Origin of the sequence: Aeromonas sp. QDB20 (assembly GCF_027707805.1) — a bacterium.
In the GTDB taxonomy this organism is placed as follows: domain Bacteria; phylum Pseudomonadota; class Gammaproteobacteria; order Enterobacterales; family Aeromonadaceae; genus Aeromonas; species Aeromonas dhakensis.
In genome coordinates this window covers 14,423-40,368 of record NZ_JAPCJC010000028.1, presented here as the reverse complement: position 1 = coordinate 40,368, position 25,946 = coordinate 14,423, and the positions used below count along the sequence as shown (strand labels likewise).

Annotated in this window: 28 protein-coding genes, 1 tRNA gene and 1 pseudogene; 20 read left to right on the top strand and 10 right to left on the bottom strand. The window is 61.0% G+C overall.

The features are described 5' to 3' along the window. The first annotated feature begins 14 nt into the window (after positions 1-14). The 11 genes from PG897_RS20730 to PG897_RS20680 all read left to right on the top strand — a co-directional run bounded on the left by PG897_RS20730 (position 15) and on the right by PG897_RS20680 (position 4,367). Positions 15-440, top strand: a complete 426-nt coding sequence (locus tag PG897_RS20730) for a DUF2787 domain-containing protein (protein WP_270829345.1) — start codon at positions 15-17, stop codon at positions 438-440. A 10-nt stretch (positions 441-450) separates the two neighbouring features. Then, positions 451-879: a hypothetical protein gene (locus tag PG897_RS20725; protein ID WP_270829344.1), complete on the top strand. Its 429-nt coding sequence runs from the start codon at positions 451-453 to the stop codon at positions 877-879. 37 nt (positions 880-916) lie between these two features. After that, entirely contained in the window at positions 917-1,156 is a 240-nt protein-coding gene (locus PG897_RS20720) for a hypothetical protein (protein ID WP_442866315.1), read from the top strand. Positions 1,157-1,244: 88 nt separating this feature from the next. Next, complete coding sequence (gene radC, locus PG897_RS20715; protein WP_270829342.1) at positions 1,245-1,742, top strand: RadC family protein; 498 nt, start codon at positions 1,245-1,247, stop codon at positions 1,740-1,742. After that, entirely contained in the window at positions 1,739-1,879 is a 141-nt protein-coding gene (locus PG897_RS20710; protein WP_270829341.1) for a hypothetical protein, read from the top strand. The genes radC and PG897_RS20710 overlap by 4 nt, the downstream gene beginning before the upstream one ends. A gap of 155 nt (positions 1,880-2,034) precedes the next feature. After that, positions 2,035-2,541, top strand: coding sequence for a hypothetical protein (locus tag PG897_RS20705; RefSeq protein WP_270829340.1), 507 nt, complete (start codon positions 2,035-2,037; stop codon positions 2,539-2,541). Further along, entirely contained in the window at positions 2,541-2,756 is a 216-nt protein-coding gene (locus tag PG897_RS20700; RefSeq protein WP_270829339.1) for a hypothetical protein, read from the top strand. The genes PG897_RS20705 and PG897_RS20700 overlap by 1 nt, the downstream gene beginning before the upstream one ends. Further along, positions 2,753-3,115: a hypothetical protein gene (locus PG897_RS20695; RefSeq protein WP_270829338.1), complete on the top strand. Its 363-nt coding sequence runs from the start codon at positions 2,753-2,755 to the stop codon at positions 3,113-3,115. The genes PG897_RS20700 and PG897_RS20695 overlap by 4 nt, the downstream gene beginning before the upstream one ends. Beyond that, the gene (locus PG897_RS20690; protein ID WP_270829337.1) at positions 3,112-3,438 is read left to right on the top strand and encodes a type IV toxin-antitoxin system YeeU family antitoxin; all 327 of its coding nucleotides are present in this window, start codon (positions 3,112-3,114) and stop codon (positions 3,436-3,438) included. The genes PG897_RS20695 and PG897_RS20690 overlap by 4 nt, the downstream gene beginning before the upstream one ends. A gap of 28 nt (positions 3,439-3,466) precedes the next feature. After that, on the top strand, positions 3,467-4,009 hold the full coding sequence (locus PG897_RS20685; protein WP_270829336.1) for a hypothetical protein: 543 nt from the start codon (positions 3,467-3,469) through the stop codon (positions 4,007-4,009). Position 4,010: 1 nt separating this feature from the next. Beyond that, a complete protein-coding gene (locus PG897_RS20680; RefSeq protein ID WP_270829334.1) occupies positions 4,011-4,367 on the top strand; it encodes a hypothetical protein in 357 nt (118 codons plus the stop codon). A gap of 210 nt (positions 4,368-4,577) precedes the next feature. Here PG897_RS20680 and PG897_RS20675 read toward each other — a convergent pair. Together PG897_RS20675 and PG897_RS20670 are read right to left on the bottom strand one after the other, a co-directional pair. Next, positions 4,578-5,608, bottom strand: a pseudogene (locus PG897_RS20675) (IS630 family transposase). Positions 5,609-5,883: 275 nt separating this feature from the next. Then, a tRNA-Ser gene (locus PG897_RS20670) sits at positions 5,884-5,971 on the bottom strand. A gap of 183 nt (positions 5,972-6,154) precedes the next feature. Here PG897_RS20670 and PG897_RS20665 point away from each other — a divergent pair. The 3 genes from PG897_RS20665 (at position 6,155) to PG897_RS20655 (ending at position 9,493) form a co-directional block, all read left to right on the top strand. Further along, the gene (locus tag PG897_RS20665; protein WP_005302492.1) at positions 6,155-6,811 is read left to right on the top strand and encodes a Bax inhibitor-1/YccA family protein; all 657 of its coding nucleotides are present in this window, start codon (positions 6,155-6,157) and stop codon (positions 6,809-6,811) included. 163 nt (positions 6,812-6,974) lie between these two features. Beyond that, complete coding sequence (gene yccS, locus PG897_RS20660; RefSeq protein ID WP_017764180.1) at positions 6,975-9,128, top strand: YccS family putative transporter; 2,154 nt, start codon at positions 6,975-6,977, stop codon at positions 9,126-9,128. A gap of 20 nt (positions 9,129-9,148) precedes the next feature. Next, a complete protein-coding gene (locus PG897_RS20655) occupies positions 9,149-9,493 on the top strand; it encodes a TusE/DsrC/DsvC family sulfur relay protein (protein WP_005302496.1) in 345 nt (114 codons plus the stop codon). Between the two features lie 57 nt (positions 9,494-9,550). Here PG897_RS20655 and dedD read toward each other — a convergent pair whose 3' ends face one another. From dedD to PG897_RS20620, 7 genes are all read right to left on the bottom strand, one after another. After that, a complete protein-coding gene (gene dedD, locus PG897_RS20650) occupies positions 9,551-10,351 on the bottom strand; it encodes a cell division protein DedD (RefSeq protein ID WP_201881176.1) in 801 nt (266 codons plus the stop codon). Between the two features lie 74 nt (positions 10,352-10,425). Next, on the bottom strand, positions 10,426-11,685 hold the full coding sequence (folC, locus tag PG897_RS20645) for a bifunctional tetrahydrofolate synthase/dihydrofolate synthase (protein ID WP_201881174.1): 1,260 nt from the start codon (positions 11,683-11,685) through the stop codon (positions 10,426-10,428). Positions 11,686-11,687: 2 nt separating this feature from the next. Next, a complete protein-coding gene (gene accD / locus PG897_RS20640; RefSeq protein ID WP_005302503.1) occupies positions 11,688-12,551 on the bottom strand; it encodes an acetyl-CoA carboxylase, carboxyltransferase subunit beta in 864 nt (287 codons plus the stop codon). A gap of 119 nt (positions 12,552-12,670) precedes the next feature. Next, positions 12,671-13,480: a tRNA pseudouridine(38-40) synthase TruA gene (truA, locus tag PG897_RS20635; RefSeq protein WP_201881172.1), complete on the bottom strand. Its 810-nt coding sequence runs from the start codon at positions 13,478-13,480 to the stop codon at positions 12,671-12,673. Between the two features lie 164 nt (positions 13,481-13,644). Continuing rightward, a complete protein-coding gene (locus PG897_RS20630) occupies positions 13,645-15,840 on the bottom strand; it encodes a FimV/HubP family polar landmark protein (RefSeq protein WP_201881170.1) in 2,196 nt (731 codons plus the stop codon). 273 nt (positions 15,841-16,113) lie between these two features. Further along, positions 16,114-17,130 (bottom strand): aspartate-semialdehyde dehydrogenase, encoded by a 1,017-nt coding sequence (locus PG897_RS20625; protein WP_201881168.1) that lies wholly within the window; start codon positions 17,128-17,130, stop codon positions 16,114-16,116. A gap of 141 nt (positions 17,131-17,271) precedes the next feature. Beyond that, positions 17,272-18,402, bottom strand: coding sequence for a 4-phosphoerythronate dehydrogenase (locus PG897_RS20620; RefSeq protein WP_201881160.1), 1,131 nt, complete (start codon positions 18,400-18,402; stop codon positions 17,272-17,274). 314 nt (positions 18,403-18,716) lie between these two features. Here PG897_RS20620 and PG897_RS20615 point away from each other — a divergent pair, with 314 nt between their 5' ends. Then, positions 18,717-19,463 carry a phosphatase PAP2 family protein gene (locus PG897_RS20615; RefSeq protein WP_226014530.1) on the top strand — a complete coding sequence of 249 codons (747 nt, stop codon included), beginning with the start codon at positions 18,717-18,719 and terminating at the stop codon, positions 19,461-19,463. A 70-nt stretch (positions 19,464-19,533) separates the two neighbouring features. Here PG897_RS20615 and PG897_RS20610 read toward each other — a convergent pair whose 3' ends face one another. Next, positions 19,534-20,364 carry a MetQ/NlpA family ABC transporter substrate-binding protein gene (locus tag PG897_RS20610; RefSeq protein WP_201881158.1) on the bottom strand — a complete coding sequence of 277 codons (831 nt, stop codon included), beginning with the start codon at positions 20,362-20,364 and terminating at the stop codon, positions 19,534-19,536. 483 nt (positions 20,365-20,847) lie between these two features. On the opposite strand from PG897_RS20610, the gene PG897_RS20605 reads away from it, so the two are divergent. The 5 genes from PG897_RS20605 to PG897_RS20585 all read left to right on the top strand — a co-directional run bounded on the left by PG897_RS20605 (position 20,848) and on the right by PG897_RS20585 (position 25,593). Next, positions 20,848-21,582 carry an NYN domain-containing protein gene (locus PG897_RS20605; RefSeq protein WP_017764172.1) on the top strand — a complete coding sequence of 245 codons (735 nt, stop codon included), beginning with the start codon at positions 20,848-20,850 and terminating at the stop codon, positions 21,580-21,582. A gap of 267 nt (positions 21,583-21,849) precedes the next feature. Next, positions 21,850-22,224, top strand: a complete 375-nt coding sequence (locus PG897_RS20600; protein ID WP_016351149.1) for a hypothetical protein — start codon at positions 21,850-21,852, stop codon at positions 22,222-22,224. Positions 22,225-22,239: 15 nt separating this feature from the next. Then, positions 22,240-22,779: an isochorismatase family protein gene (locus PG897_RS20595; protein ID WP_201881156.1), complete on the top strand. Its 540-nt coding sequence runs from the start codon at positions 22,240-22,242 to the stop codon at positions 22,777-22,779. Between the two features lie 463 nt (positions 22,780-23,242). After that, a complete protein-coding gene (gene asp, locus PG897_RS20590) occupies positions 23,243-25,117 on the top strand; it encodes a serine protease Asp (RefSeq protein WP_201884963.1) in 1,875 nt (624 codons plus the stop codon). Between the two features lie 17 nt (positions 25,118-25,134). Further along, positions 25,135-25,593, top strand: coding sequence for a serine protease chaperone (locus tag PG897_RS20585; protein ID WP_201884962.1), 459 nt, complete (start codon positions 25,135-25,137; stop codon positions 25,591-25,593). Positions 25,594-25,946: the final 353 nt, after the last annotated feature.

Sequence of the window (25,946 nt, the reverse complement as noted above, 5' to 3'; positions counted from 1 at the left end):
ACAAGGAGCACACCATGACCATTCCCTTTTTCCGGGACGGCTTTGCCCTGCCCGTTGCCCAAGCGCTGCTCACGTTACTCAATCAGGAGGTCAGCCATATTGGCCTCAACCTCGAGCGCCTGACCCAACTCACCTTCAACTTTCGCAGTCCCACCTACAGCCCCGAGCAAGGAGGGACTCACCCCGTCGAGATACGTCTGATACGCGGCCTTGATGGCTGGCTGTTCGATTACGTCACCGACTTCAGCTACCAGGGACTGGGCCAGGATGCCGAGCTCTGCAAGGAGCTCGATTTCAACTTCCTGGATGACGAACACTATTTGCAAGGATGGGGCCCGATGCAACGCGCCGAGGCCCATGAGTTATTCACCCTGTGGCAGACCAACTTTGTTGCCTACTGCCGGATGGCATACTTCACCGTCACGGTCAGTGGGGAGTAGGAGGTGTGTGATGACTAACGAACTGCCGCTGTCCCACACCTCATGTCAGTGGCTGGGGCTGGTTGCGGCCAAGGCCAAGCTGATACCTACTCGCCAGGGCGAGCGCTGGTTGCTGCACCTGACCCCTAATAGCCCACATGCCCGCACGGTCACGCTGCATCTGCGTTGGTCTGGGATGCAGTGGCAACTGCTCTCCCTCACCAATGCTGAGGACTGGTGCACCATGAGCCAGCCCATGGATGAAATCTGCGTTGACCCTACGCGTCGTTGCTTCTGGCGCGGCCAGGCAGGACCGGTGCCACTCTCTGAGCAGCCCCGCGTGCTGAGTAGCTTTCTGAGCGACCTGCAGCGTACCTGCATTCATCACGGCTATTGCGTGGAGAGTGACCCCTTACCCCAAGAGGAGGCTCACGATGTCCAAACAACCGATAGCCGTTGAACTCGAAGCCATCAATCGAGATGGCGAGACGCAGGTGGTGCGTGACAGTGGACTGGCCGTACAGGGCTACAGCGTCTATCTGCGGGTGGTGAAAGCAAGCGAGCTGGCCTTAGCTACCTGGGTAGCTGACTACGACACCATCGGACCGGCCTACCAACTGGCGGAACGGCTGAGCGTGGCACTCGCTATCCCGCTCAATGTACTGGTACCAGAATCGCTGATGCCGGTGAAGCGGGTACCCACCGCCAGGGTAGGCGTCACCACCACTGCCAACTGAACTACCTTCAAAATGAACCAAACACACCGCTGTATTTAGCCCCGGTATGCCTCGCGCTGCCGGGGTTTTTCTTTTTCAGGAGACCACTATGCGTTACCACAAACTCAAAGCTGGGGAATGCCCCGGCACTTATGTCGTTACCGAACCGGTGACCGAGCAAGACCTGCTGCGTATCGCCAATCAGATTGCTCGCAAACGCCTGGCCAAAGGCACTGCCATCACCAGTACCACAGAGGCCACCGAGCGGCTGCAAACCCTGCTACAGGACCGGGAACATGAAGTGTTTGGCGCACTGTTCCTCGACTCCCAACATCGCGTACTGGCTTTTGAAGAGCTGTTTCGCGGTACCCTCGATAGCGCCAGCATCTACCCACGGGAAGTGGTCAAGCGAGCCTTATTACTCAACAGTGGGTCCATCATCGCAGTCCACAATCACCCCAGCGGTGACCCTGAACCCAGTCAATCTGACCGGGTCTTTACCCAAGCTCTCAAAGAGGCCTTAGCGCTGGTCGATGTGCGATTGCTTGACCATCTGGTGGTCGGTGCCGAGGGCGTAGTCTCGCTGGCCGAGAGAGGTCAGCTATGAACTTGGTCCCAGGCTCATCACACCTCACCGTCCTCGATATCCTCCTCGAATTGCGCTGCTGGCTGGCAAACAACGTCGAGATGCAGGCCGAGCTCGCCATCGTGGCTCACCTGCCTAACGGCTACCTGCTCATCTAGGCTGACTGCATCGAGGTCATTGATGCGCTGCTACATCAGCTGCGCGATTAGCCAATCCGGATCATCAGCGCCAACACCATGATCCGGATATCCCGACATCACCCAAAAGGCCACCTCACCGAAGGTGGCCTTTTGCATTTTAAGGAACCATGCCCATGTCTGCTTTTATGATCGATCGCCAGGACTACCTGGCTTTTGCCGTACAGTTACACCGCTTTTGCAATGCCCCGTTGCCACCGCACTACACCCTTGAGTTGCTGCGCACTCTCTGGCGGAGCCCGCCAGCAGACACGACCAGTACTTGGACGTGGCGAATAGACAGGCAGGTACGGTTGATGATGCTCGCCAACCGGCGTGCAGTTTGGCATCGCTATCAGTTGGGGCGTCAGCAGGACCACAAGGAACAACGCCAGCGTAGCTCAACCAAGCTAGGACCGCTGAAACCGGCTCACCGTTATCACCAAGCATCACTCACCGATGCCGAGCTGGTGGCCCTCTACAAATTCACCTGCTGCGCTCTGTACCAATCGAGTGAATGGACCGGGAACCCTGAGCAAGCTCCCCGGTTAGTGAAGGTAATCCAGCAGTTGCAGCAGGCGTTGGCGCAAGATGTGCTGACCCGGTTGTCACTGTGGGACCAAGCCCCCTGGGGGGAGATGTGATGGATCTCTCCATCACCCTGACGATGACCAACTCGCCACCGAGCTCAACTGCCCATATAGCCCAGCGTATCGCCGATGACATGGCACACCTGCATCACCGTCTAGGGGATGGGGTCAGTGATGAACTGGGCATCAGCATCAGTTACCTGGTTGAACAGTTTGCGCTGCTGGCAGCGGCTTACCGTTCACCTGCAGAATGCGAGAAACACCCATGATCGAATTCCACGATAGCTTCACTCAGGTCGCAGTAGCTCAGGCCATGAGCGCACATGGCGATTTGCATAGGCTCATTACCTATCAGCTCACCTTCCCGAAGTGGGCACACGACTATGACGAGACCGGCAAGCGCACTGGCCCCGACAAGATCAAGCCCGTGCCAACGATGCACAAGACCACGCTGTTCGTGAGTCCACTGGACATCGTGGACAACCTGCCCCGCGAGATTAACTTTGCGTGGTGGGAGCGTGAGTGCAACGACCTCGGCTATCCCGTTGGAGAGTGGCGACGCACCATTGTGGGTGCCTACTTCAACCACGGCACCAACGACATCCCAAACTGGAGCAGCCACACATGAGCATCTTCGAGCACATGACATGGGGACTGGGCACCCCGAACCTGCCCAAGCTGGGGGCTCGAGCCATTCTGCAACGTGGTTATGTTGATTTCCTCGGCGACCATGCCGGTATGTACGGCGAGCCAGACGAGGCGTGGCGGGCCGAGTGCGACACGGTACTGTCGCACTTCCTGCGTGAGTTAACCAAGATGGCCAAGGCATACCAGATATGCACCGACATGGACGAGGTGTTTCGTCTTGAACACAAGGGCTGGGTGTGTGAAGCCAGTCCAAGACGCAGCTACGGCTACCTCTACCTCGACATCTACCACCCCGCTAGCTAGCGGGGTGTTTGTTTCAAGGAGAAGTATCATGAACAAGTTCTATCACGTGGGCACACTGGCCCGCCGTGAAGTCACCGCCCTGCTGCACACGCTGACGCACAATGCAGCCGCCAATGCCGAGGGGATCCTCAACTACGTGGGCAGCAAGCTGAACCCCTACGACCCGCGCAAAGAGAAGGCCAAGGCACGGCACACATTGCGCCGGGTCAAGAAGGCTCTGAAGGTAGGGCGTATCCCGCTTGAGCTCACTGTGACCGGTTGCCGCATCGACCGGGGGAGCCATCAGGCTGACCGTTACTACTACGACCGGACACTGCTGGCCCAAGGCTGGCAGCAATACGACACCGAGGAGGACGCATGGTACTACGGCATCTGGATTCACACAGAGAAGCTGGAGACCTTTACCTACGCCGAAGGGGATACCAGCCATGTGATTGCACCGAACGTCGAGGTGTTTCGTGCCGAACTGGCGCGACTCTACCAGTACCACCCACAAGCCCCGGCGTTTATCAGCATCGACCCAGAGGCGGGCGTTGTGACCCACCATTTTGAAGCCAAACCGGAGGTGTGAGATGGCAAAAAACATCACCATCAAGGTGCCCGGCAAACATCCGCAAACCGGCGAGCTCGCCACCTTTGAGCTCAAGGGCCAGCGCATCGATATCGACATCGGCGGCCAAGCCGTGCCTTTCCTTATTCACGGGAGGGGCATCGGTACGTCGCTAAGCCACATTCCGAGTGGCTACCGCATCGCGTTGCTCGGTGGTTGGCTGACCGCGCGTTACGCCATACCCGAGAATAAGCCCAACAGAACGGACTGCGCCCAGATGGCCATAGACCGACTGGTGGCCCAGTACGGCTCGCAGCACCTGCTGGACCGGCTGAATTGTAAGCCGATTATCAACGAGATTGCTGACTGCACTCGTTGACGCCCCACTGTCTCGTTCATCTACAAACAGCATAAAGGGCCAGCCTGGAAGGGCTGGTCCTTGGCATCATTGGAGTCACCGAACATGACCCGTCTTATCACTGGGCTCAAGGTGCATCGCTATGCCCCCGAGCTCAACAAACTGAAGATGATTGCTAAAGAATCAGAACAACAATGTTGATCTGGATCTAAATAACTGATCCCAATAGTTCTACACCTTCGCTGTGCCATAGCCATTCCCCGGGAAAGGCGACACGGTATCCATGAAGTGTTTCACTCGGCCCAGCAGGCTGGCCATTCCTCTACATTGATGATTGCGCGTGATGGTTTCATGTAACTTGTGCCACAGCCGTTCTATGTGATTAACCCAAGGGCTATAAACTGGCTGGAACACCAAGCAGAACTTGGGGTTCTTCTTCAACCATCGCTCGGTCTGCTTGCTTTTGTGAATGATGTAGTTATCGAGGATCAGCGTGATGGTTTTGGCTCGTCGGTAGTGGCGGCGCAGCTTTTCCAGCATGGCGATAAACAGGGATGAGTTTTTCTTTATCCCGCTGACGTAAAGTACTCTTCCATTGCCTGCATGGAGAACGCCTGCCAGGTAATGTTTGGCGTTCTGTCCCGGTGTGACAACCCGCTTTTGCTGCGCTCTGAACATCCAGTCGCCCCCTAATTTGGGATTGAGGTCTATATCGACTTCATCTTCATAAAACACCGGATTATCGGCATTACAACGGGCCTGTGCTGCGTCGATATTCGCCATTTTCTCCTGATAGGCAGGGTCTTTTATCCGCAAGGTCGGCACGGGCCTTCGCCAGACAATACCCATACGAGGTAACCATCGGCGGAGCGTGGATGCTGCCATATTAAGCCCCGTTAACCGATTGATTTTGATAGCCAATAGTTCGGTACACTAGCGGCTGCGCTGATAACCAAAATCTTGCGGAGAAAACTGCATGAGCAGCACCACTAAGGTGGCAATATTTGCGACAGGTAAGACTGGGGCACGGCCAGCCGGTAAGGCTTCTAGAGCACCCACACCTTCATCCCGATACCACCGAAGCCAACGGCCGATGGTCGAGCGAGCAGCGCCGGTAAGGTGATGAACATCAGTGATCGTGCGTCCTTCATGTAACAGCAAGATGGCCATCAAACGACGAGCATGCCCTTTATCACGGGTGGCATGGATGATTTGTGAATACGGCGCCGTTGTGGTCGTGGCAGGGGTGGTAGGATAGGCATCAACTCAGTCCTTTGGGTGTGGCTTGTTTTGTTTGGCGACTAATGAGATCGCACAAACTGGACTGAGTTCCCTTCCTCCAGTGATCTACTATTCGGAACAGCTATTTAGTCATTTACCACGTGACCTGTGTGCTTTAATAGATAAACACAATAATCAATCCAAAGCAGTGCAGTGAGGTCGCATACCAGCCAACACTCAATGGCATACTTACTGGCATACTAAAAATTACAGATACAAAAAAGCCCAACAGAATCAATCTGTTGGGCCATATAGATGGCGGAGGAGGTGGGATTTGAACCCACGGATGGTCGCCCATCGCCGGTTTTCAAGACCGGTGCATTCAGCCGCTCTGCCACCCCTCCGAACGGCGTGCATACTACGTCAGCCCCTTGTTCATATGCAATACATATTTGATTTGGGATAGTAGGGGCAACAGGCTGGGGTGGGGCTTGAAATCAGCGCTCGTCATCCCGACATTCAGTGCATACAATGCGTTAACGAGGCGGCGTTGCCGCCTCACCCCGGAAATCAAGAGGACACCCAAGATGGATACCCGTTCTATCTATACCGGCACCCAGAGTGCCGCGCGCGATACCAACAAGGTACTGCGCAACACCTACATGCTGCTCTCCCTCACTCTTGGCTTCTCTGCCGTGGTGGCCGGGGTTGCCACCGTGATGAACATGCCGCCCCTGCACTGGGCCATCTTCCTCATCGGCGTCTACGGTCTGATGTTCCTGACCGAGAAGAATCGTGACAACGGCATGGGGCTGGTGTTCACCTTCGCCCTGACCGGCCTGCTGGGCTATAGCCTGGGCCCCATCATCAACATGTACATGAACAACGGCGGCGGCGAGATCGTGATGACCGCGCTCGGCGGCACTGCGCTCACCTTCTTCGGTCTGTCGGCCTATGCCCTGACCACCAAGCGTGATCTCTCCTTCATCGGCGGCATGCTGTTCGTCGGTTTCTGGGTGCTGCTGGTGGCCATGGTCGCCAACATCTTCCTGCAGATGAGCGCCCTGAGCCTGGCCCTCTCCGCCATGTTCATGCTGTTCTCCTCCGGCGCCATCCTGCTGACCACCCAGCAGATCGTGCGCGGCGGCGAGACTAACTACATCTCCGCCACCGTCACTCTGTATGTCTCCATCTACAACATCTTCCTGAGTCTGCTGAGCCTGCTCGGCGGCAACCGCAACTAATCAAACACCCCGCTTCGGCGGGGTTTTTATTGGCGCCTATTTCTGTCAGGATAAGTTGCAAATCAAGGATATGAAGCGAAGTGGCCCTGATCCAAATCAGGGCCACTTCGTTGTTGACCGGTTATGCTCTCGCTTTCGTTTCGCTCAAGGGTTGCGCTCTCCCATGCCCACGGATTTCTCTGGCCTGCTGCGCCGGCTGCTGACTGACAGTCATATCTATTTCGCCCTCAAGGTGCTGCTGGCCATCATGGGGCTGCTCGCCTTCACCCTGGCGACCGGCGACATCCAGCTCACCGTGCTGCTCTCCCTCGGGGTGGTGGCTGGCGCCATCGCCGAGACCGACGACAGCCTGTGGGGCCGGGTCAAGAACCTCGCAATGACCCTGCTCTGCTTCCTGTTCGCCTCCCTCTGCGTGCAGTACCTCTTCCCCACCCCCTGGCTGTTTGCCATCGGGCTGGCGGGCTCCACCTTTATCTTCGTGATGGTGGGGGCGCTCGGTCAGCGTTACGCCACCATCAGCTTTGGCTCCCTGCTGATTGCCATCTACACCATGCTGGGGGCCGCCAAGGCGCCGGATCTCTTCTATCAGCCGCTGGCGCTGGGGGCCGGGGCACTCTGGTATGGCCTGGTGTCGCTGGTATGGCTCTGGCTGCTGCCCTACAAGACCCTGCACGAGCAGCTGGCCCAGAGCTACTTTGCCCTCTCCCGCTATCTGCTGGAAAAATCCCGCTTCTTTCCGGCCGACGAGCACGGCGCCCAGGCCATTCGCCACAACCTGGCCCAGCTCAACATCAACCTGGTCAATGCCCTGACGCTCACCAAGTCGGCCCTCAACGCCCGCCTCAGCACCCGTCACCGGGCCTCCCCCGAGCTGGCCAGCCTGCTGCGCCTCTACCTGCTGGCGCTGGAGATCCACGAGCGGGCCACTTCCAGCCACTATCCCTACAGCAAGCTGGAAGCCGAGCTCAAACAGGGCATCGTGCTGGATGGCTTCCAGGAGGTGTTCCTGCAGCTCTCCGAGGCGTGTCAGCGGCTCGGCTACGCCATCCTGGTGCACAAGCCCTATGCCCACAACAAGCGCATCCACTGGACGCTGGAGGCCCTAGGCGATCAGCTGGAGTTCACCCACCTCAAGCAGCACTACCCGAAAACCCTGCTGACGCCGATGAAGTTTCTGCGCCGCAACCTGGCCAGCATCAACCAGCTGTTGCAAAGCGCCGAGGAGCTGCAAAACCCCGAGCAGGCCCCGCAGAGCCTGCCGCCCCTGGCCAGGCCCGCCCGCCTGCCACTGCTGATCCAGCTCAAGCAGCACCTGACCCCCAACTCCATGGTGTTTCGCCATGCCCTGCGGCTGTCGCTCGGGTTGGTGGTGGGCTACGGCATCCTGCAGGCCTTCCAGCTGGACAAGGGCTACTGGATCCTGCTGACCGTATTGTTCGTCTGCCAGCCAAGCTACAGCGCCACCCGTCGCCGGCTGGTACAGCGCATGCTCGGTACCTTCGCCGGCCTGCTGGTGGGGATCCCGGTGCTCTGGCTCTTCCCCGAACTGCACGTACAGCTGGTGGTGATGGGGCTGGCCGCCTTCCTGTTCTTCACCCAGGTGCGCAGCAACTACAGCGCCGCGGTCTGCTTCATCACCCTCTACGTGTTGATGGCGTTCAACCTGCTGGACGGCATCGGCTTCGCCATCCTGGGGCCGCGCATGCTCGATACCCTGCTCGGCTGCCTGCTCTCCTACGCCCTGGTGGCCTGGCTCTGGCCGGACTGGCAGTACAAACGGCTGCCGACCCTGATCGCCAATTCGCTGTCGGCCAACGCCCGCTACCTCTCGGCGGTGCTGGCCAGCCTGCAGCAGCAGCGGGATGAGTCACTCGACTACCGGGTGGCGCGCAAGAGCGCCCATCTGGCGGACAGCGAGCTGGCCATGGCCTGGCAGAGCATGTTGGTGGAGCCGCAGAAACGCCGCCGCTTCCTCGACCTCTGCTTTACCCTCACCTGGCGCAACCATGCCCTGCTCTCCTACATCTCGGCGCTGGGCGCCCATCGCGACAAGCTGGAGGCCATCGGCGAGCTGGACGAGATCAGCCGCCACCTGAGCCACACCCTGGAGCGGGCTGCAGGCCACCTGGCGGGAGAGATGCCGGAGCAGATCGAGGGGCAGTGCCCTGTCATCACCCCAGACAGCAGCGAGGAGCAGCTGATGCTGACCCAGCAGCTCAACCTCATCAGCCAGCTGGCAGACGAATTGCTCGCCCTGGCCAACGAGAGCCGGTTGCTCACCCGGGAACAAGGCGCTACCATGCCCGCCCAATCCTGACAGGCCACAAGGAGCCCACCATGTCCGAGCATCACCAGCTGGAATTCAACGGCCAACTCATCGAGACCGATGCCAAGGGTTATCTGCTCAACAGCAACGACTGGAGCGAGGAGCTGGCACTGGTACTGGCCGAGCAGGAAGGCATAGTGCTGGAGGAGCCGCACTGGGAAGTGGTGCGCTTCGTGCGCGCCTTCTATCTGGAGTTCAACACCTCCCCCGCCATTCGCGCCCTGGTCAAGGCGATGGAGAAGCAATACGGCCCCGAGAAGGGCAACAGCCGCTACCTCTACAAGCTGTTCCCGGAAGGCCCCGCCAAGCAGGCCACCAAGATTGGCGGCCTGCCCAAACCGGTGAAATGCATCTAAAAAAATACCGCGCCCATCCAAGATGCAGCGCGGTATTTTTTTATCTTGTCGACCCTCTTAAGGGTTGTAAGCCACCACGGAACCACTCAGGCCGGTCATCTGGCCGATGCGGCTCTGCATGCCCTGCAGCTTGGTCTTGGAGACATCCGGTCCGATGAAGACCCGGTTGAGCTGACCCTGCACCGGCGTGCGCGGCGAGGTGTGAGCCGAGTAACCCGCCGCCCGCAGCTTGCCCACCAGCGCGTTGACGCTGTCGACATTCTTGAAGGCACCGAGCTGCAGGATCCAGCTGCCCTGGGCCGGGGCCGTCGCGGCAGGCGCCGGGGCTGCGGTCGTGGGCGCTTGCCCCATCTTGCTGGCGATGAGATCGTCCATCGACCTGATCTGGCCCGCCTGCGGCTTGCTCTCAACCGGCTTTTGCACCTCTACCGGCTTGGGCGGCACCACCTTGGGCTTGGGCTGCTCCACCGGTTTCTTGGCGATCACTTCGGGCTTGGGCTGGGGCTTGGCCGCAGGCGGTGTAACGGGCTGGGTCACCGGCTTGGCGGCCGGCTGCTGCACCTGCGGCTGGCCCTGCTTGGCCCCCAGGGTGACCGGCTCGGGCACCTCTTCCACCTGCCACTGTTCGGCAGCCGACGCCTGCTGCTGGCTGGCCAGATGCTCCGCCGGCAGGGTGCTGGCGGCCGATACCTGCAAGGCGGGCTTGGCGGGTTCCAGCTCGGGGCGCAGCGGGATCTTGGCAAACGCCTCTTCCTTCTGCTCCAGCTTGTGGCCGTCCATCAGATCCGGCAGAAAAATGACTACCAGGGCCACCAGGATGACGGTCCCTACCAGACGGTTTTGAAACTTAGAGGCCAAGTTGAATCCTACCTTTACGTAACTCAATATGCGATCTGGCTCCCCGCCAAAGGGCCGGGGAGCCGGGGTGTGGCCTAGACGGCGACACCCGCCAGAATGTCGGCAACAGTGTAAAACGAACCAAACACAATGACCATATCATCAGGACTCGATGCGGCCAACGCGGCAGCATAGGCCTGCCCCACGCTGTCAAAGGTGGTCGCCGGCCCCCGCTCGCTGCCAAGGGCCGCCGCCAGCTGGGCCGCGCTCGCCGCTCGCGGGCCGGTCAGGCTGGCCAGATGCCATTCGCCGATGAGGCCATCGAGCTCGGCAAGCGACCCCGCCATGTCCTTGTCCTTGAGCATGCCGACCACGGCGCGGCGCACGCCGGTGCAAGGCAACTTGCGCAGCTGGGCAGCCAGATAGGCCGCCGAATGGGGGTTGTGGGCCACATCGACGATGACCAGCGGCGCGCTTTGCAACTGTTGCATCCGGCCAGCCAGCCGGGCATTGGCCAGCCCTTGCCGAATAGCCTCTTCCGGCAGCGGCAGGCCGAGAGACTCCAGCGCCGCCAGCACGGTGACCGCGTTCATCAGCGGCAGAGCCGGTTTGGGCAGGTCGCGCCACTGATGAAGGCCGTGATAATCCCAGCCGGTTTCGTGCTCATCGCCACGAAAATCGATTCCGACCTGACGCAGGCAGGCACCGAGACGGGCAGCCTCGCTGGCGATGGTGGCAGGCGGGTTGGGCTCACCGCTGATGGCAGGTTTGCCGGCGCGATACACGCCCGCCTTCTCCACCGCCACCGCCTCGCGGGTATCCCCCAGCCAGTCGCAGTGATCGAGGGCAATGGAGGTGATCATGGCGACATCGGATTCCACCACATTGGTGGCATCGAGCCGGCCGCCCAGCCCCACTTCCAGCAAGAGCACATCCGGCGCGGCGCGGCGAAACAGCCACAAACCAGCAAGGGTGGCGAACTCGAAGAAGGTGAGAGCTATCTCGCCGCGGGCAGCTTCCACCTCGGCAAAGGCGGTGCAGTGATCGCTGTCGGCCAGCTCGGCCCCGTTGATCCGCACCCGTTCGGTGAAGCGCAGCAGATGGGGAGAGGAGTAGACGCCGACCTGGTAACCGGCGGCCATCAGGATGCTGGCCGCCATGGCACAGCTGGAGCCCTTGCCGTTGGTGCCCGCCACCGTGATCACCTTGAACGGCAGTTGGGTAAGACCCATGCGGCGGGCGACGGCACCGACCCGATCCAGCCCCATGTCGATGTTGACCGGGTGGATCTGCTCCAAATAAGAAAGCCAGTCGACCAGCGACCGGCTTTGGGATTGTTGCATGTTGGAACTCATCTTCACTCTTCGATGACGTGAGTATTCAGCATTTTGGCGAGCAGGCTGGCCAGACGGTTGCGCATGTCGCGGCGGTCGATGATGAGATCGATGGCGCCCTTCTCCAGCAGGAACTCGGAGCGCTGGAAGCCTTCCGGCAGCTTCTCGCGCACGGTCTGCTCGATGACGCGGGGACCGGCAAAGCCGATCAGCGCCTTGGGCTCGCCCACGTTGATGTCGCCCAGCATGGCCAGACTGGCTGAGACGCCACCCATGGTGGGGTCGGTCAGCACCGAGATATAAGGCAGGCCGGCTTTGGAGAGTCGGTCCAGCGCAGCACTGGTCTTGGCCATCTGCATCAGGGAGAACAGCGCCTCCTGCATGCGGGCACCACCCGAGGTGGAGAAACAGACCAGACCGCGCCCTTCCTTGATGCTCTCCTCGACGGCGCGCACAAAGCGGGCGCCCACCACGGAGGACATGGAGCCACCGATGAAGGAGAACTCGAACGAACAGGCAACGACCGGCACCCCCTTGAGGGTCCCCTTCATCACCACCAGCGCATCTTTCTCGCCCGTATCCTTCTGGGCGGCTGACAAACGATCCTTGTAGCGCTTGGAATCCTTGAATTTCAGTACATCCTGCGGCTCCAGCTCGGCACCGACTTCGGTGCGGCCCTGCTCGTCGAGAAAGCTCTCGAGGCGGGCACGGGCGCTGATGCGCATATGATGATCACACTTGGGGCACACTTCGAGATTGCGCTCCAACTCTGCCCGGTAGAGCACCTGTTCACAAGCACTGCACTTGGTCCACACCCCTTCCGGAATGTTGTGGCGACGCGGGGCAGTGATCTTGCTCTTGGGAAGGATCTTCTCAAGCCAGCTCATGGAATTCCTTAATGCTTTTGTGCCTGACAAAACGCATCGAGCCTAGATTGTTCAATGACTTAATAGCTCGATGGCAATAAATGACGGATCATTAAACCACAAATTTTCGGGCCCAGTTACTAAAAACTGGTCGTACCCGGTGCCGAGTCCGGCAGCCACAACGGACCGAGCGGCACCCGCGGCAAGCCCAGTTCCAGCGGGTAATCCACGTCCACCAGATAGAGTCCCCCCGCCTTGGCGGTGGGGCCTGCCAGGTTGCGATCCCGGGCCGCCAGCACCTCGGCCACCCACTCCACCGGTTTGAGGCCCTGCCCCACCAGCAGCAGGGAGCCGGTGATGTTGCGCACCATGTGATGCAGGAAGGCGTTGGCCCGGATATCCAGCACGATATAGGGGCCCTGGCGGCTGACGCACAGGTGGGTCACATTGCGCCACGGGGTCTTGGACTGACAGCCGACGGCCCGAAACGAGCTGAAGTCCTGTTCGCCCAGGAGGCACTGGCCCGCCTGGTGCATCAGCGTCGCGTCGATCGCTTCGTGGTAGTGGCTGACGCCGCTGCCGAGGATGGCCGGCCGGTAGTTGTGGTTGTAGATGACGTAGCGGTAGCGACGGGCGGTGGCGCTGAAGCGGGCGTGAAACCCCTCGTCCACCTCCTTGACCCAGCTCACCGCGATGTCGGGCGGCAGGTTGGAGTTGAGCCCCAGGGTCCAGGCCCCTTCGGCACGGTTCGCATCGGTATCGAAGTGGATGACCTGGCCGGTGGCGTGGACGCCGGCATCGGTGCGTCCTGCACACTGGATGGAGACGGGGTGATTGGCGATCCGGCTGAGGGCCTTCTCCAGCTCCTCCTGTACGCTGATCACTTCGCGCTGACGCTGCCAGCCGAAATACCGGCTGCCGTCGTATTCAATACCTAGGGCAATTCGCATGGATAAACTTGTCTTCTGATAAAAGGATGCGGTGAAAGAAACGGGGCGGATTATACCCATCTCGCCTCAAAAATCCCAAATCGCAGCGCCCAGGCCAGACCAGGCGCCAAAAAGAAGAGGCAGCCCATCGGCTGCCCCTGCTGTCATCATGGTACTGTGGCTACCTAGCCAAGGCGCTTGAGCAGCTTCTCGGCCTCGGCCCGCTGATGCTCGGTGCCCTGCTCCGCCGCCTCCTGCAGCAGCTCGCGGGCGCTGTCCTTGTCGTCGATCTCGAGGTAGGCGCGCGCCAGATCCAGCTTGGCCCCCACTCCGCCATCGTCGGCATCCACGTCAAATCCGGTGGACTCCGGCAGCACCTCGGGGAAGCCATCCAACCCCACATCCAGCGAGAAGCCCTGATAGGGTTCCTGCTCCGTGGTGGTGGCATCGGCCTCGGCCAGCAGCTTGTCGATCTCGACATAACCGCTCTCCTGGGCTTGCTCGCGCGGCTTGACCTCACCCTGATGGGGTTCCACTTCGGCGAAAGCATCCTCAAAATCGGAGAGGGCCATCTCGTTGGGATCCCAATCCGGTTCTGCCTCTTTTTTACCTTTGACCGGCTCGGGCTCCAGCCCCAGCTCAGCCAGCATCTCGTCGGCGCCGGCAGCGGCAGCCTGGTCGGCCCCCGGCTCGGCAAAGGCGGTCTCGAAGTCGCTCAGATCGAAGGAGGCGAGATCCTCATCGCTCACCACCGCCTCGGCGTCCGGCTGGCCGTCATCGGCGCCATCCAGCGTCAGGTCGGCCTCCAGATCCGCATCCAGCTCGGCGAACAGGGCAGCCTGCAGCTCCTCTTCGCTCATGACCTCGTTGTCGGCCTTGGGCTTGGGGTTGAACTCGCTGGCGAGATCGAGATCCGGCTCGGTGTCGAGGGTGATGGGATCGTCATGGGCCAGATCCAGATCGGGCACCAGATCCGGATCCCGGATGGCGGCCTTGGCGGCCGGTGCCGGCTCGGCATCGAAGCTGGCCAGATCCATCTCGCCATCGTCGCTGAACACCAGATCGGCCGGCGCGGCGGGCTCTTCCACCGCCATGTAGCCATCGGGCGTGTTGAGATCCGGTGTCGGCCGCATCGGTTCGTCATCAGTGATGCCGACCGTCATCAGCTCGTCAAACTCGCTGCTCTCCTGATCCATCACCATGGCGGTGGATTCGGACAGGCTCTTCTCCTGCTCTTCCAGCTCGCGGCGAGCCCGAGCCCGCAGCCACAGAGTCACCAGCGCCAGCACCAGCAGCACCGGCAACAGGATGATCATGGCGAGGTTGAGCGGCGAGGAGAGCAGGTCCATCAGCCAGTTCTGCTTGGGCTCGGGGGCCGGCGCCGCCGGCGGAACCGGCTTGGCCTTGAGCTTGGCAATCTCTTTTTGCAGGGCGGTCTGATCCTGCAGTTGGGCCTTGAGGGTCTCCACCTCTTCGGTCAGCGACTGCAGTCGCAGCTTGAGCCTGTGGTTCATCTCGGTGACCTGACCGAGCTGGGCATTGGCATCTTCCAGCGCCAGCGCCATCTCGGTGGAGGGCTTGCCGACCGGCTTGTCGAGGTCGGCCGGCAGCGGGGCCGGTGCACTGGCGGTGGCGGCACTGGTTGTCGCGGCCTGGCTCGCGACCGGCTCGGGGGCCTTGGCGACCTCCTTGACCTCGGTGGCCGGCTGGGGCGCCTCCACCTTGGGTGCCGGAGCCGGGATGGGCGCCGCCTTGGCGGGCGCTACCTTGGCAACCTCGGGCTTGGCCGGCTCGGCTGCCTTGGTGGGGGTCGCCTTGGGCTGGGCCGGCTTGGTGGCCACCGGTTTGGCAGGTTGAACATGCTTGTTGGCCAGGTATTTCGGGCTCAGCCCTTTCCAGCTGGCGTTGTCACTGCGGAATTTGGCGCGGGCCTCGGCATCTGTGATGACGCTGGCCTCGGCGGCGGTGGGCAGCAGGATGCGCGAACCCACCAGAATGTGGTTGATGTTGCCGTCGGCGAAACTGCGGGGGTTTTTCTCGTAGATCGCCACCATGGTCTGGTAGACGCTGACACTGCTGGAGGGACGGTACTTGCTCGCCAGGCTCCAGAGGGTGTCGGTGGGACGAATGGGACCATAACTGCCGGCATTGCTCGCAACCTGCCGCACGATGGGCTGGGCCGTCGCTCGGCTGGGCTGGGGCGTGGCGCTGGGAGTGGCGACGGGTTGTGCCAGCGGCTGGGAATTGACGGCGGGCGGAGCCGGCTCGTCCGGGCCTTTGAGCTCAACAAAAAAGGGCTCCCGCGCCGAGTCTTCGGCCTGGGCCATGCCCAGCAGACCCAATGCGAGTAGCGTTGCCAATGTTATGCGGGAATGTCCCATATTCGTTCCTTCGTATGACGGCCCTATCACATTGAAAAATCTGGATAGTTACCCCAAAACAGTCGGTTCAATATAAATCAGGCTCAGGTTGCAAGCCAGCAGTCCGACACATTTAGCACCCAACTTGCCCCTGAGTGTAGGAAAAAACTTAATCAGTTGATATCGCGAAACATTCCAGAAGTCGCACTGTGCGCCCCCGGTCACATCTGCCTCGCGCTCGGCGGTGCCATCTCTGGCGGGCATCCCTCCCCGCCAGACCCATGGACTCGCCGATCAGAGGTAATCGCGCACCAGCAGTTCGGCAATCTGCACGCTGTTGGTCGCGGCGCCCTTACGAACGTTATCGGCCACGATCCACATATTTATACCGCAGGGGTGAGAAATATCCTGGCGAACCCGGCCCACCTGTACCTCGTCCTTGCCGGTTGCGTCGCGCACCGGGGTCGGATAGTCATGCTCGTAGTCAAACAGGGTGACGCCCGGCGCCTGGCGCAGCAGCTCCTTCACCTGCTCGGCGTCGAGCGGCTGGTGCAGCTCGACGTGAACCGCCTCGGCATGGCCGTAGAACACCGGCACCCGCACGCAGGTGGGGTTCACGGCGATGCTGGCATCCCCCAGGATCTTCTGGGTCTCCCACACCATCTTCATCTCTTCCCGGGTGTAGCCGTTGTCGGTGAAGCTGTCGATCTGCGGAATGAGGTTGAAGGCGATCTGCTGCGGGTAGAGGCTCGGCTCCACCGGACGACCGTTGAGCAGATGGGCGGTCTGGCCGGCCAGCTCGCTCACCCCCTCCTTGCCGGAGCCGGAGACGGACTGATAGGTCGCCACGTTGATGCGAGCGATCCCCACCTCATCGTGCAAAGGCTTCAGTGCCACCAGCATCTGGATGGTGGAGCAGTTGGGGTTGGCGATGATGTTGCGGTTGCGAAAATCGGCCAGGGCATCCGGGTTCACTTCCGGGATCACCAGCGGGATCTCTTCGTCGTAACGGAAGCAGGAGGTGTTGTCGATGACGATGCAGCCGTGCTCGGCGGCAATCGGCGCCCACTTGGCAGAGACCTCGGCCCCGGCGGAGAAGAGGGCGATCTGCACCTGGCTCCAGTCAAACTCCTCCACGTCCAGGATCTCGACGTTCTTGCCGGCAAAACGCACCGTGTCGCCGGCGCTGCGGCTGGAGGCCAGCGGATAGAGGGTGGCGATCGGGAAGGCACGCTCTTCCAGGATCTCGATCATTGCCTCGCCCACGGCGCCGCTGGCGCCCAATACCGCTACGTTGAATTGCTGACTCACTGCTGTTCTCTCCTATGATGGTGCCGGTGACGCGCGCTGGCATCACCGCTGGCAGGCGGACCTGCCTGATAGCGGGTCTGGCGTCAGCCAGACCGGGTATGGGCGGGACATGGCTCCCGCCCCTTCAAGTATGTAGAGCGCTCAGCCGGGCTGGCAGACAAACCCGAGCCGGGCCAGGGCATCGCTCGCAAACGGCCCCTTTAGCTGCAGGGCCGAGAGCTCGCGCCGCTCCGGATAATCTTTGCGCTGCTCATCGAAGCTGCCCGCCACACCGAGCCGGTTGCGAAAACGGGCGTCATCACGGCGCACGTCATAAATAAGGTGGACCAGTTGCTTGATCAATGCCTGATCCGCCGGCTGGCCCGGCGTCACCTCGCGCACCTCGGGGATGGGCAGCAGACTCTGCAGATCCTGGCGCGGCGTGCGCCCCAGCTGGCGGCAGAGCGCCTCATAGAGCATCCAGGTGCCACGGGCCTTGCCCTCCAGGCTGTAACCTGCAATGTGCGGTGTCGCGAGCTCGGTATGGGGCACCAGGGCCTGCAGCGGCTCCGGCTCCCCTTCCCACACGTCCATCACCAGCCGCAGCGGCTCCTGGCTCTGCTGGCGCGCCAGCAAGGCCTGGTTGTCCCACACCTCGCCGCGGGAGGCGTTGATAAGGATCTGCCCGGCCGGACGGGCGGCAATCTGCGCCGCATCCAGCAGGTGGAAGGTGGCATCCGGCCCTTGACGGGTAATGGGAACGTGGAAGCTGACGATGTCGGCCTCAAGGGCCTGCTGGTAATCGATAAACTGCACAGCCTCGTCTGCCCCTGCGGCGCGGGCACGGGGCGGATCGCAGCGCAGCACCCGCATGCCGAGGGCCTCGGCCTTGCCTGCCACACACTCGCCGGTGTTGCCGGCGCCGATGACCGCTAGGCTCATCTCGCTCAAGTTGAGCTCATGGCGCTCGGCCAACACCAGCAGGGCGGAGAGCACATAGTCGCCGACCGAATATTTGTTGCAGCCGGGGGCGCTGAAGAAGGGAATGCCCCGTTCTGCCAGCAGCGCCTTGTCCACGTGATCGGTACCGATGGTGGCGGTGCCGACGAAGCTCAGTCGAGGGCAGCTGGCCAAGAGGGCGGCGTCCACCCGGGTAACGGAGCGCACCAGCAGCACGTCGGCCTCTTGCAGATCCGCCGCCTGCATCTGCCTGCCGGGCAGCGGGATGACCTCGCCAAACTCGGCAAACAACTCACGGGCGTGGGGCATATTCTCATCAACAACGATCTTCATCGGGCTCTCTCACTTCGCTAGCGGCCACAAGCGCGCCATTCTAGCCCAAACAGACCGAAGTTTCAGATGCTTATTCACCCATACGCGGCCGTCGCCGCGACTTTCTGCCGGGGTGGGTGCGCTATTGCCTCATCTGCGCCCGATGAAGCGCCCTGCCCGGACCATATCTGCTGACCGCCCCGTCATCAGCGGGCCTTGGTCAACAATCACACCATCACCACACTCATTTGTAACCCCGTGTTACAGCGGGCGGGGCGCGACTTGACCGACCGCACTGGGCTGGCACAATGACGCCTCTTTTTTTCTGCCCAGGAATGGGCACCTTGCCGAGCCCCGTTATGCCGACTCACGCCTCTTCTCTGCCGCGCCGCCAGGTGCTGTGTTTCAGTGCCGCCTTGATCCTGCCGCTGCTCCTGCTGATCTGCCTGCCCTGGCAACCGTTCATGAGCCAGGCCCTGCACTCGGACTGGCTCTGGTGGCCCTACGCCCTCACCCGCATGGTGGATGTGCCCGGCATCGGCGTCAGCATCCTGGCCCTGCTGCTGCTGACCCGACACAAGCTGACGCTGAGCCTGCCGGCACTGCTGACCCTCGGCGCCGCCCTGTTTGCTGTGCTGGCCGGCGACTGGCTCATCAAGAGCCTGATCAAGCATCTGACCGAGGAGCCCCGCCCCTACCTGCTCTGGCTTGAGAGCCAGAACCTGATCCCTGCCATCCAGCAGTTCTACGCCGGCAAGGTAGAGGTGCGCAGCGAGCAGGTCCATGCCGCCAGCCAGCTGCTGGCGCTGCCCGAGTGGCTCGCCAACCACTGGCAGGCGGAGGTGAACTATGCCTTCCCCTCCGGCCACAGCATCGCCGCCATGAGCCTGGCCCAGTTCTTCGGCCTGATCTGGCTGGCGCGCGCCCCCGCCGGCGCCTGGTTGCTGCCGCTGTGGGCCATCGGTGTCGGCCTGTCGCGCATGCTGATCGGCATGCACTGGCCACTGGATGTGCTGGCGAGCGCCCTGCTCGGCAGCCTCACCTCGCTGTTCGCGGTGCGCTGGTGGCTACGCCGTTACTAACAATGCGTGCGACAAAAAAACGGGCACCTGCGGGTGCCCGTTTTTGTTCTCTGCTCTCTGCCGTGGTGGCTCAGTTGCTGGCGCTCGCGCCCTGCCACCCCTGCGGGTACTTGTAGCCGACGAAGCGCTTGGCGGCATAGGCCTTGAAGGCGGCCGAGTTGTAGGCCTCTGCCACATCTTTGGCGAAGGGCTTGTCCGCATCGGCACTTTTTACCACCACCCAGTTGATGAAGTCGTAGCTGCGCTCAAGGAACAGGCCTGAGCTGAAGGGAATGCCGCTTGAGGCGGCAAAATTGCCGTTGATGACCGAGAAGTCTACGTCTTCGCGCGAGCGGGGCAGCTGGGCCGCCTCCAGCAGCACCAGCTTGAGGTTGTGCGGGTTTTGCACCACGTCGAACTCGCTCGCCTTGAGGGGATTTATCCCCTCCTTGAGGGTCAGCCAGCCCAGATCCTGCAGCATCAGCAGCGCCCGCGCCTGATTGGTGGGGTCGTTCGGTATGGCCACCGTGCTCCCCTCCTGCACCGCCTTCAGATCTCCCAGCTTGCCGGCATAGAGCCCCATGGGGCCGGTCGGTACCTGGGTAATGGGGGCGAGCGACAGCCCCCGATCCTTGGCAAAGCTCTCCAGATAGGGCTTGTGCTGGAAGCAGTTCACATCGAGCGAGCCGTCGGCCAGCGCGATATTGGGGGTCACATAATCGGTGAACTCCACCAGTTTGACCTGGTAGCCCTTGGCTTCGAGCTGGGGCTTGATGGAGTCGGTCACCATGTCGGCAAAATCCCCCACAGTAGTGCCGATGACGATCGCCTGTTTGGCCGGATCGGCGGCCAGCGTGGCCAATGGCAGGGTTCCGGCCAGCAGGGCCAGGGCGGAAAGAGCAAAGAAGGAACGACGCTGCATAAAAACTCCCTGTAAACATCTCAACGGCTGGCGCGATGGCAGAGTCGTGCTTGAACCACCACAACCATCTAGCCATCCAAACGGCTAATTAAACACACCATAACAGAGCCGTTTCTCTTCGCCAAGCAACAAAACCGGGCAAGGTTTGTCGGATGCTTGCTAACCCCGGCTTTCAACCTTGCTGGGTACCCAAACAAGAAATATTTGATAAACCACACAGTTATTGCTTTTGCCCTCTCCCCTAATCGGCCATAGCTGGCTTATCGTGGTCACTTGATGGCTGTTGCGTGTGATGGACCTTGTTATTCAACCAGCAAAGGAACTGCTGTGGACACATATCTGGCACTCAATGCTCTCATTTTGCAGGCCAAGAATATTCCATACATAGCACAGACTGCGGCGCAGTTTTTATTTCGAACGGGAAAAGTGCCCAGACAGTGATAAATTTTTACAACTGAATTTATTGTGATGACAGGAGGTCACTTGAAAGATAAAGAGAAAATAGCGGTCTTTATCGATGCAGATAATGCACCAGCCAGCAAGATGGACAGAGTATTGTCAGAACTGGCTCGCTATGGTGTAGTCAATATTCGTAAGGCATATGGAAACTGGAAAAACCCCGCCCTCAAGTCATGGGAAGAAATATTGCACGAATTTGCCATTCAACCCGTGCAGCAATTCGACTTGACCAAGGGAAAAAATGCGACCGATATGGCTTTGGTCATCGATGTTATGGATGTGCTTTATACCAAGGATGTGGATGTTATCTGCCTCGTCTCTTCTGACTGTGACTTCACCCCTCTTGTTACCCGATGTCTGGCTGATGGCAAGTTTGTGATAGGGTTTGGCGAGCGTAAAGCCTCGATGCCTTTCGTCAATAGCTGCTCTCGCTTTCTCTATCTGGATGCAGAACTGCAGGATATTCAAGAAGAGCACCCCGTTACCAAGCAAGCCAAGAATCTCAAGAGTGATACACGCCTCATCAATTTGCTCAGACAAGCCATTGAAGCAGTTGAAGAAGGCGGAGGCTGGGCAAGGTTAAGCCCAATTGGCAGCCATATCTCAAATCATGCCTCATTCGATCAACGAAATTATGGCTTTAAAAAACTCAGTGACCTGTTCATGGCAATTGACTTGTTCGAGATGAAGAAGACAGACAACTCAGTATTATGGGTAAGAGATAAAAAACGGGCATCCCAATTAACCAAATCCAGATAGAGTGATGGTTGTTTTTTCAACTGGCAGGCAGGTGCAGGAAAAATACTTCGACTCAGAGCTGCTACATTTTATGGCTTGGTTGCCACCAAATTTACATTTTGAATTACTTTATTTTTGACCTGCTCCGGCCCTGCCGGTAGGTTTATGCCTTATCGACACAGTGCTGTGACTCATATTTTATACGTCACCTTGTCAGTCGCGAACGACATGGAGGGTTCGCTAACTCACCAGCAGGGAGCACGCCCCCCCCCTATTCAAGGAGTATTCATGACCCCCAAACAACATCTGCTCGCCAAGGCCATCTTTATCGTTGCGACCATGCTCTCCCTCGCCATGATCGCCTTCGTCGCCTGGGCCGTCGTCACGGTCAGTCCGCTCCACCCGGCTGACATGGCGCCGTCGCAGAGTCTCAGCCTTGGCCTGGCAACCGCCATCGCCCTGTTTGTGCTCGCCTTCAACTATGTCGCTTATCGCGGGCTCACCGAACAGGTGACCGCCTTCAAGGTAGTCTTCTGGTGCTTCGTCGCCCTGCAGTTGTTCGCCTTTCCGATCGGTACCGTCATCGCGCTGACCCTCATCTATCTGTGGAACCAGTCGCGCGCCTCCCTCGCCCGCCCACTCGGCGCCACTGTCTCACTCTGATCCGGGAGAGTATCCATGCTGACCACCACGAACACCGGCCTGCTGGTCGTCGATATTCAGGGCAAACTGGCCCGTCTGGTCGAGGGGAGCGATGCCCTCATCGCCAATGCCGCCAGACTGGTGGCGGGGGCCCGTCTATTGGGCCTGCCGGTTGTCTGGCTGGAGCAGAACCCGGACAAGCTTGGGGCCACCGTGCCCGAGCTGCAGTTGATGCAGGCAGGCGATCTGGTGCTGCCCAAGCACAGCTTCGGTGCGCTGGGGGAGCCGGCGCTGGCCGACGCCCTCACCCGCCAGGGCGTCAGCCACTGGCTGGTGTGCGGCATCGAGGCCCATATCTGCGTCTACCAGACGGTGTTGGGATTGCTGGACGCGGGCAGCCAGGTGTCGCTGGTGGTGGATGCGGTGTCATCGCGCAGCGCCGCCAACCGGGAGCTCGCCATCCACAAGCTGGCGGCGCACGGGGCCGAACTCACCTCGGTGGAGATGTGCCTCTACGAGCTGCTGGGCGATTGTCGCCATCCGGCGTTTCGATCCATTCTGGCGTTGATCAAATAGCCCCTGCCGTCCGGCGTTTCGTACCATATTGCTGCCGCTGATCAAATAGCCTCCCCTGCCGGCCAGCTACGTCATCCCACCCGGCGCCATTGGCGCCGTGTGGCTTGCCTGCAGTGCCCCCTGTTTTCATCGCAGCGGCGCTCCCGCCAGCGCGAAGATTTCCCCCATCCTGCGCAGATCCGCCCCACCTCTCTCACACCGGTAGCGGCCCGTCAGACGTTAACAAACGGTTACTAATCGATTGATATAAAAAGATAAATATCAATAGCGCCAAACTGAGAAAAGTTCTCAATACAGCACAGAAAAGGATTCGCAGGAACCCCCACATGGTCTGTCGATTATTTGTTGTGAGATTTCTTTGAGCCTTATCTCAGAATGAAAATGAGTGCTTTTTGACTCTGTTCTTCCCATGTATAGATGCCAGTCGCACCCAGGACGGTGCGATATAAGATGGAGTTTATTAATGAGAAAAACATCGTTAGCGTTGGCAATCTCGGCCCTGCTCTCGGCCCTGCCCATCGCTTCAGTTCAGGCGAGTGAGAGTTGCACCCCATTGACCGGCAAGGAAGCCGGCCTCGATACCGGCCGCAGCAGCGCAGCGCGCTGCCTGCCCGGCATCAACCCGCTGCAGGATCAGCAGTGGCACCTGCTCAACAGCGGCCAGAATGCCTTCAGCCCCCGCGGCGGCGTGGCAGGCAACGACCTCAACCTCTGGTGGGCACACCGTACCGGCGTGCAGGGTCAGGGCATCAACGTGGCCGTGGTGGATGACGGCCTGGCCATCGCCCACCCGGACCTGGCCGACAATGTGCGCCCCGGCTCGAAGAACGTGGTGACCGGTAGCAGCGACCCCACCCCGACCGATCCGGACAGTGCCCACGGCACCTCGGTCTCTGGCCTGATCGGGGCGGTCGACAACCGCATCGGCACCCTGGGGGTGGCCCCTCGCGTCCAGCTGCAGGGGTTCAACCTGCTGGATGAGCGCAGCAAGCAGCTGCAGAAAGACTGGCTCTATGCGCTGGGCGACAGCCCCGCCACCGCCGACAACCGGGTCTTCAACCAGAGCTACGGCATGAGCCTGGTGGATCCGCAAAGCGCTAGCGGGCTGGATCAGGTTCAGCTCGATCGCCTGTTCGAACAGCAGACCCAGCAGGCGCAGGGCGCGGCCTACATCAAGGCGGCAGGCAACGGCTTCAACCGCATCGCCGCGGGTGACTACATGTTCAGCCGCACTGGCGTCCTGCCCAAGCTGCCGTTCGAGAACAGCAACATAGACCCCTCCAACAGCAACTTCTGGAACCTGGTGGTGAGCGCCATCAATGCCGACGGAGTGCGTTCCTCCTACTCCAGCGTCGGCAGCAACGTCTTCCTGAGCGCCCCCGGCGGCGAGTACGGTACCGATGCGCCGGCCATGGTGACCACGGATCTGCCCGGCTGCGACATGGGCTACAACCGCACCGACGATCCCAGCACCAACCGGCTGCACAACAACCCGCAGCTGGATGCCACCTGCGACTACAACGGCGTGATGAACGGCACCTCGTCGGCCACCCCCAACACCTCGGGCGCCATGGCGCTGCTGATGTCCGCCTACCCGGATCTGTCGGTGCGGGATCTGCGCGATCTGCTGGCCCGCAACGCCACCCGCATCGATGCCGGCCAGCAGCCGGTCCAGGTCAGCTATACCGCCGCCAACGGTCAACCCCGCCAGGTCACCGGCCTGGAAGGGTGGGAGCGCAACGCCGCCGGCCTCTGGTACAGCCCCACCTATGGCTTTGGTCTCATCGACGTGAACAAGACCCTGACCGCCGCCGCCAACCACACCCCGCTGCCGCCGCTGGTGCAGTTGCCGGCTCAGAAGGTGACTGTGCCGCGCAGTGAAGGGAGCATCGCGGATGTGGGCAGCAGTGCCACCCGCTCCAGCACCCAGGTGGCGCAGGCCTTGACCGTCGAAGCGGTCCAGGTCACGGTGAGCCTGGATCACCAGCGCCTGCCCGACCTGCTGATCGAGCTGGTCTCCCCGTCCGGCACCCGCAGCGTGCTGCTCAACCCCAACAACAGCCTGGTGGGGCAATCCCTCGACCGGCAGCAGCTGGGTTATGTGCGCACCAAGGGGCTGCGCGACATGCGCATGCTCTCCCACAAGTTCTATGGCGAAGCGGCCCAGGGCGAGTGGCGACTGGAGGTGACCGACGTCTCCAACAGCAGCCGCCAGCTGACGCTGGTTGACCTCAACACCAACCGCCGCAGCACCCTGACCGAGCGCAACAACAGCCAGCCGGGTCAACTGCTCAACTGGTCCCTGCGGGTGATCGGCCACGATGCCGCCCGCTCATGATCACAAGGAGTCTCAAGATGAAACACAGCCTACTCGGCCTGGCTCTGGCCGGCCTCCTGGCCTCGGCCGGCGTGCACGCCGCCGATGAATCGGTGGTGATCGACGGCAAGCAGTACCGCACCATAGAGGTAAACGGTCAGACCTACCTCACCCCGGACAACGGCAGCAAGCAGCGAGTCGCCCGCAGCGCAGACGGCAAGGCGCCCCGGCAAACCCTGCGCAGCGGCGACGTGCTGCTGCAAGGGGTGGCCAGCCCTGAGCTCACCGCCAGCGGCACCCTGCTGGTGGAAGCCGATGACAACCAGGCCAGCACGCTGGCCAGCCGCCACGGCCTGCGCTTCAAGCTGAGCAGCGGCGGCATCGCCCTGCTGGAAGCCAAGCCGGGCACCGATCTGAACGCCGTCGCCACGGCGCTCAAGCAGGAGGGGGTCAAGGTGCAGATTGAACTCGCCGGGGCCCTCAAACGGCCCAAGTAAACCGCTCCGGGCCAGCGCCCGGACGCTTTGACTTATCTTCGAGGGGGCCACCAGCCCCCTCGCGTGTTGCCAGCGTCATTGGCCATCAGGCCACCCGTTTTTCCCATCTCCCCTGCCCTTCTCCCCTCTTGTCACTTTCAGCCCTTGGTTTGGCACCGCCTTTCGATGCGACCTTGCTCACAACTCTGCCCCCTTGCTCCCGTCGGCACATTTCTCGCTCCCCCGGGGCAAGGCGGCCATCGTCCGACTTGTTAACCTGCCTGCAGCCAAACGCCGGCCCACGGGCCCGTTCGGCCTTCCTTGCGATATCCAATGGCAGCCGCCAGCAGAGCGGTCCAGCCCGGGCGGATGCC

Bases quoted from the DNA above. Each gene is read 5' to 3' on its own strand.
- PG897_RS20600 (WP_016351149.1), top strand. From the start codon at position 21,850: ATGACCCCCAAACAACATCTGCTCGCCAAGGCCATCTTTATCGTTGCG.
- asp (WP_201884963.1), top strand. From the start codon at position 23,243: ATGAGAAAAACATCGTTAGCGTTGGCAATCTCGGCCCTGCTCTCGGCC.
- PG897_RS20685 (WP_270829336.1), top strand. From the start codon at position 3,467: ATGAACAAGTTCTATCACGTGGGCACACTGGCCCGCCGTGAAGTCACC.
- PG897_RS20695 (WP_270829338.1), top strand. From the start codon at position 2,753: ATGATCGAATTCCACGATAGCTTCACTCAGGTCGCAGTAGCTCAGGCC.
- accD (WP_005302503.1), bottom strand. From the start codon at position 12,551: ATGAGCTGGCTTGAGAAGATCCTTCCCAAGAGCAAGATCACTGCCCCG.
- PG897_RS20690 (WP_270829337.1), top strand. From the start codon at position 3,112: ATGAGCATCTTCGAGCACATGACATGGGGACTGGGCACCCCGAACCTG.
- PG897_RS20615 (WP_226014530.1), top strand. From the start codon at position 18,717: ATGGGCACCTTGCCGAGCCCCGTTATGCCGACTCACGCCTCTTCTCTG.
- PG897_RS20610 (WP_201881158.1), bottom strand. From the start codon at position 20,364: ATGCAGCGTCGTTCCTTCTTTGCTCTTTCCGCCCTGGCCCTGCTGGCC.
- PG897_RS20620 (WP_201881160.1), bottom strand. From the start codon at position 18,402: ATGAAGATCGTTGTTGATGAGAATATGCCCCACGCCCGTGAGTTGTTT.
- yccS (WP_017764180.1), top strand. From the start codon at position 6,975: ATGCCCACGGATTTCTCTGGCCTGCTGCGCCGGCTGCTGACTGACAGT.
- PG897_RS20595 (WP_201881156.1), top strand. From the start codon at position 22,240: ATGCTGACCACCACGAACACCGGCCTGCTGGTCGTCGATATTCAGGGC.
- folC (WP_201881174.1), bottom strand. From the start codon at position 11,685: ATGAGTTCCAACATGCAACAATCCCAAAGCCGGTCGCTGGTCGACTGG.
- PG897_RS20680 (WP_270829334.1), top strand. From the start codon at position 4,011: ATGGCAAAAAACATCACCATCAAGGTGCCCGGCAAACATCCGCAAACC.
- radC (WP_270829342.1), top strand. From the start codon at position 1,245: ATGCGTTACCACAAACTCAAAGCTGGGGAATGCCCCGGCACTTATGTC.
- PG897_RS20665 (WP_005302492.1), top strand. From the start codon at position 6,155: ATGGATACCCGTTCTATCTATACCGGCACCCAGAGTGCCGCGCGCGAT.
- PG897_RS20730 (WP_270829345.1), top strand. From the start codon at position 15: ATGACCATTCCCTTTTTCCGGGACGGCTTTGCCCTGCCCGTTGCCCAA.
- PG897_RS20725 (WP_270829344.1), top strand. From the start codon at position 451: ATGACTAACGAACTGCCGCTGTCCCACACCTCATGTCAGTGGCTGGGG.
- PG897_RS20710 (WP_270829341.1), top strand. From the start codon at position 1,739: ATGAACTTGGTCCCAGGCTCATCACACCTCACCGTCCTCGATATCCTC.
- PG897_RS20585 (WP_201884962.1), top strand. From the start codon at position 25,135: ATGAAACACAGCCTACTCGGCCTGGCTCTGGCCGGCCTCCTGGCCTCG.
- truA (WP_201881172.1), bottom strand. From the start codon at position 13,480: ATGCGAATTGCCCTAGGTATTGAATACGACGGCAGCCGGTATTTCGGC.
- PG897_RS20705 (WP_270829340.1), top strand. From the start codon at position 2,035: ATGTCTGCTTTTATGATCGATCGCCAGGACTACCTGGCTTTTGCCGTA.
- PG897_RS20700 (WP_270829339.1), top strand. From the start codon at position 2,541: ATGGATCTCTCCATCACCCTGACGATGACCAACTCGCCACCGAGCTCA.
- PG897_RS20655 (WP_005302496.1), top strand. From the start codon at position 9,149: ATGTCCGAGCATCACCAGCTGGAATTCAACGGCCAACTCATCGAGACC.
- PG897_RS20630 (WP_201881170.1), bottom strand. From the start codon at position 15,840: ATGGGACATTCCCGCATAACATTGGCAACGCTACTCGCATTGGGTCTG.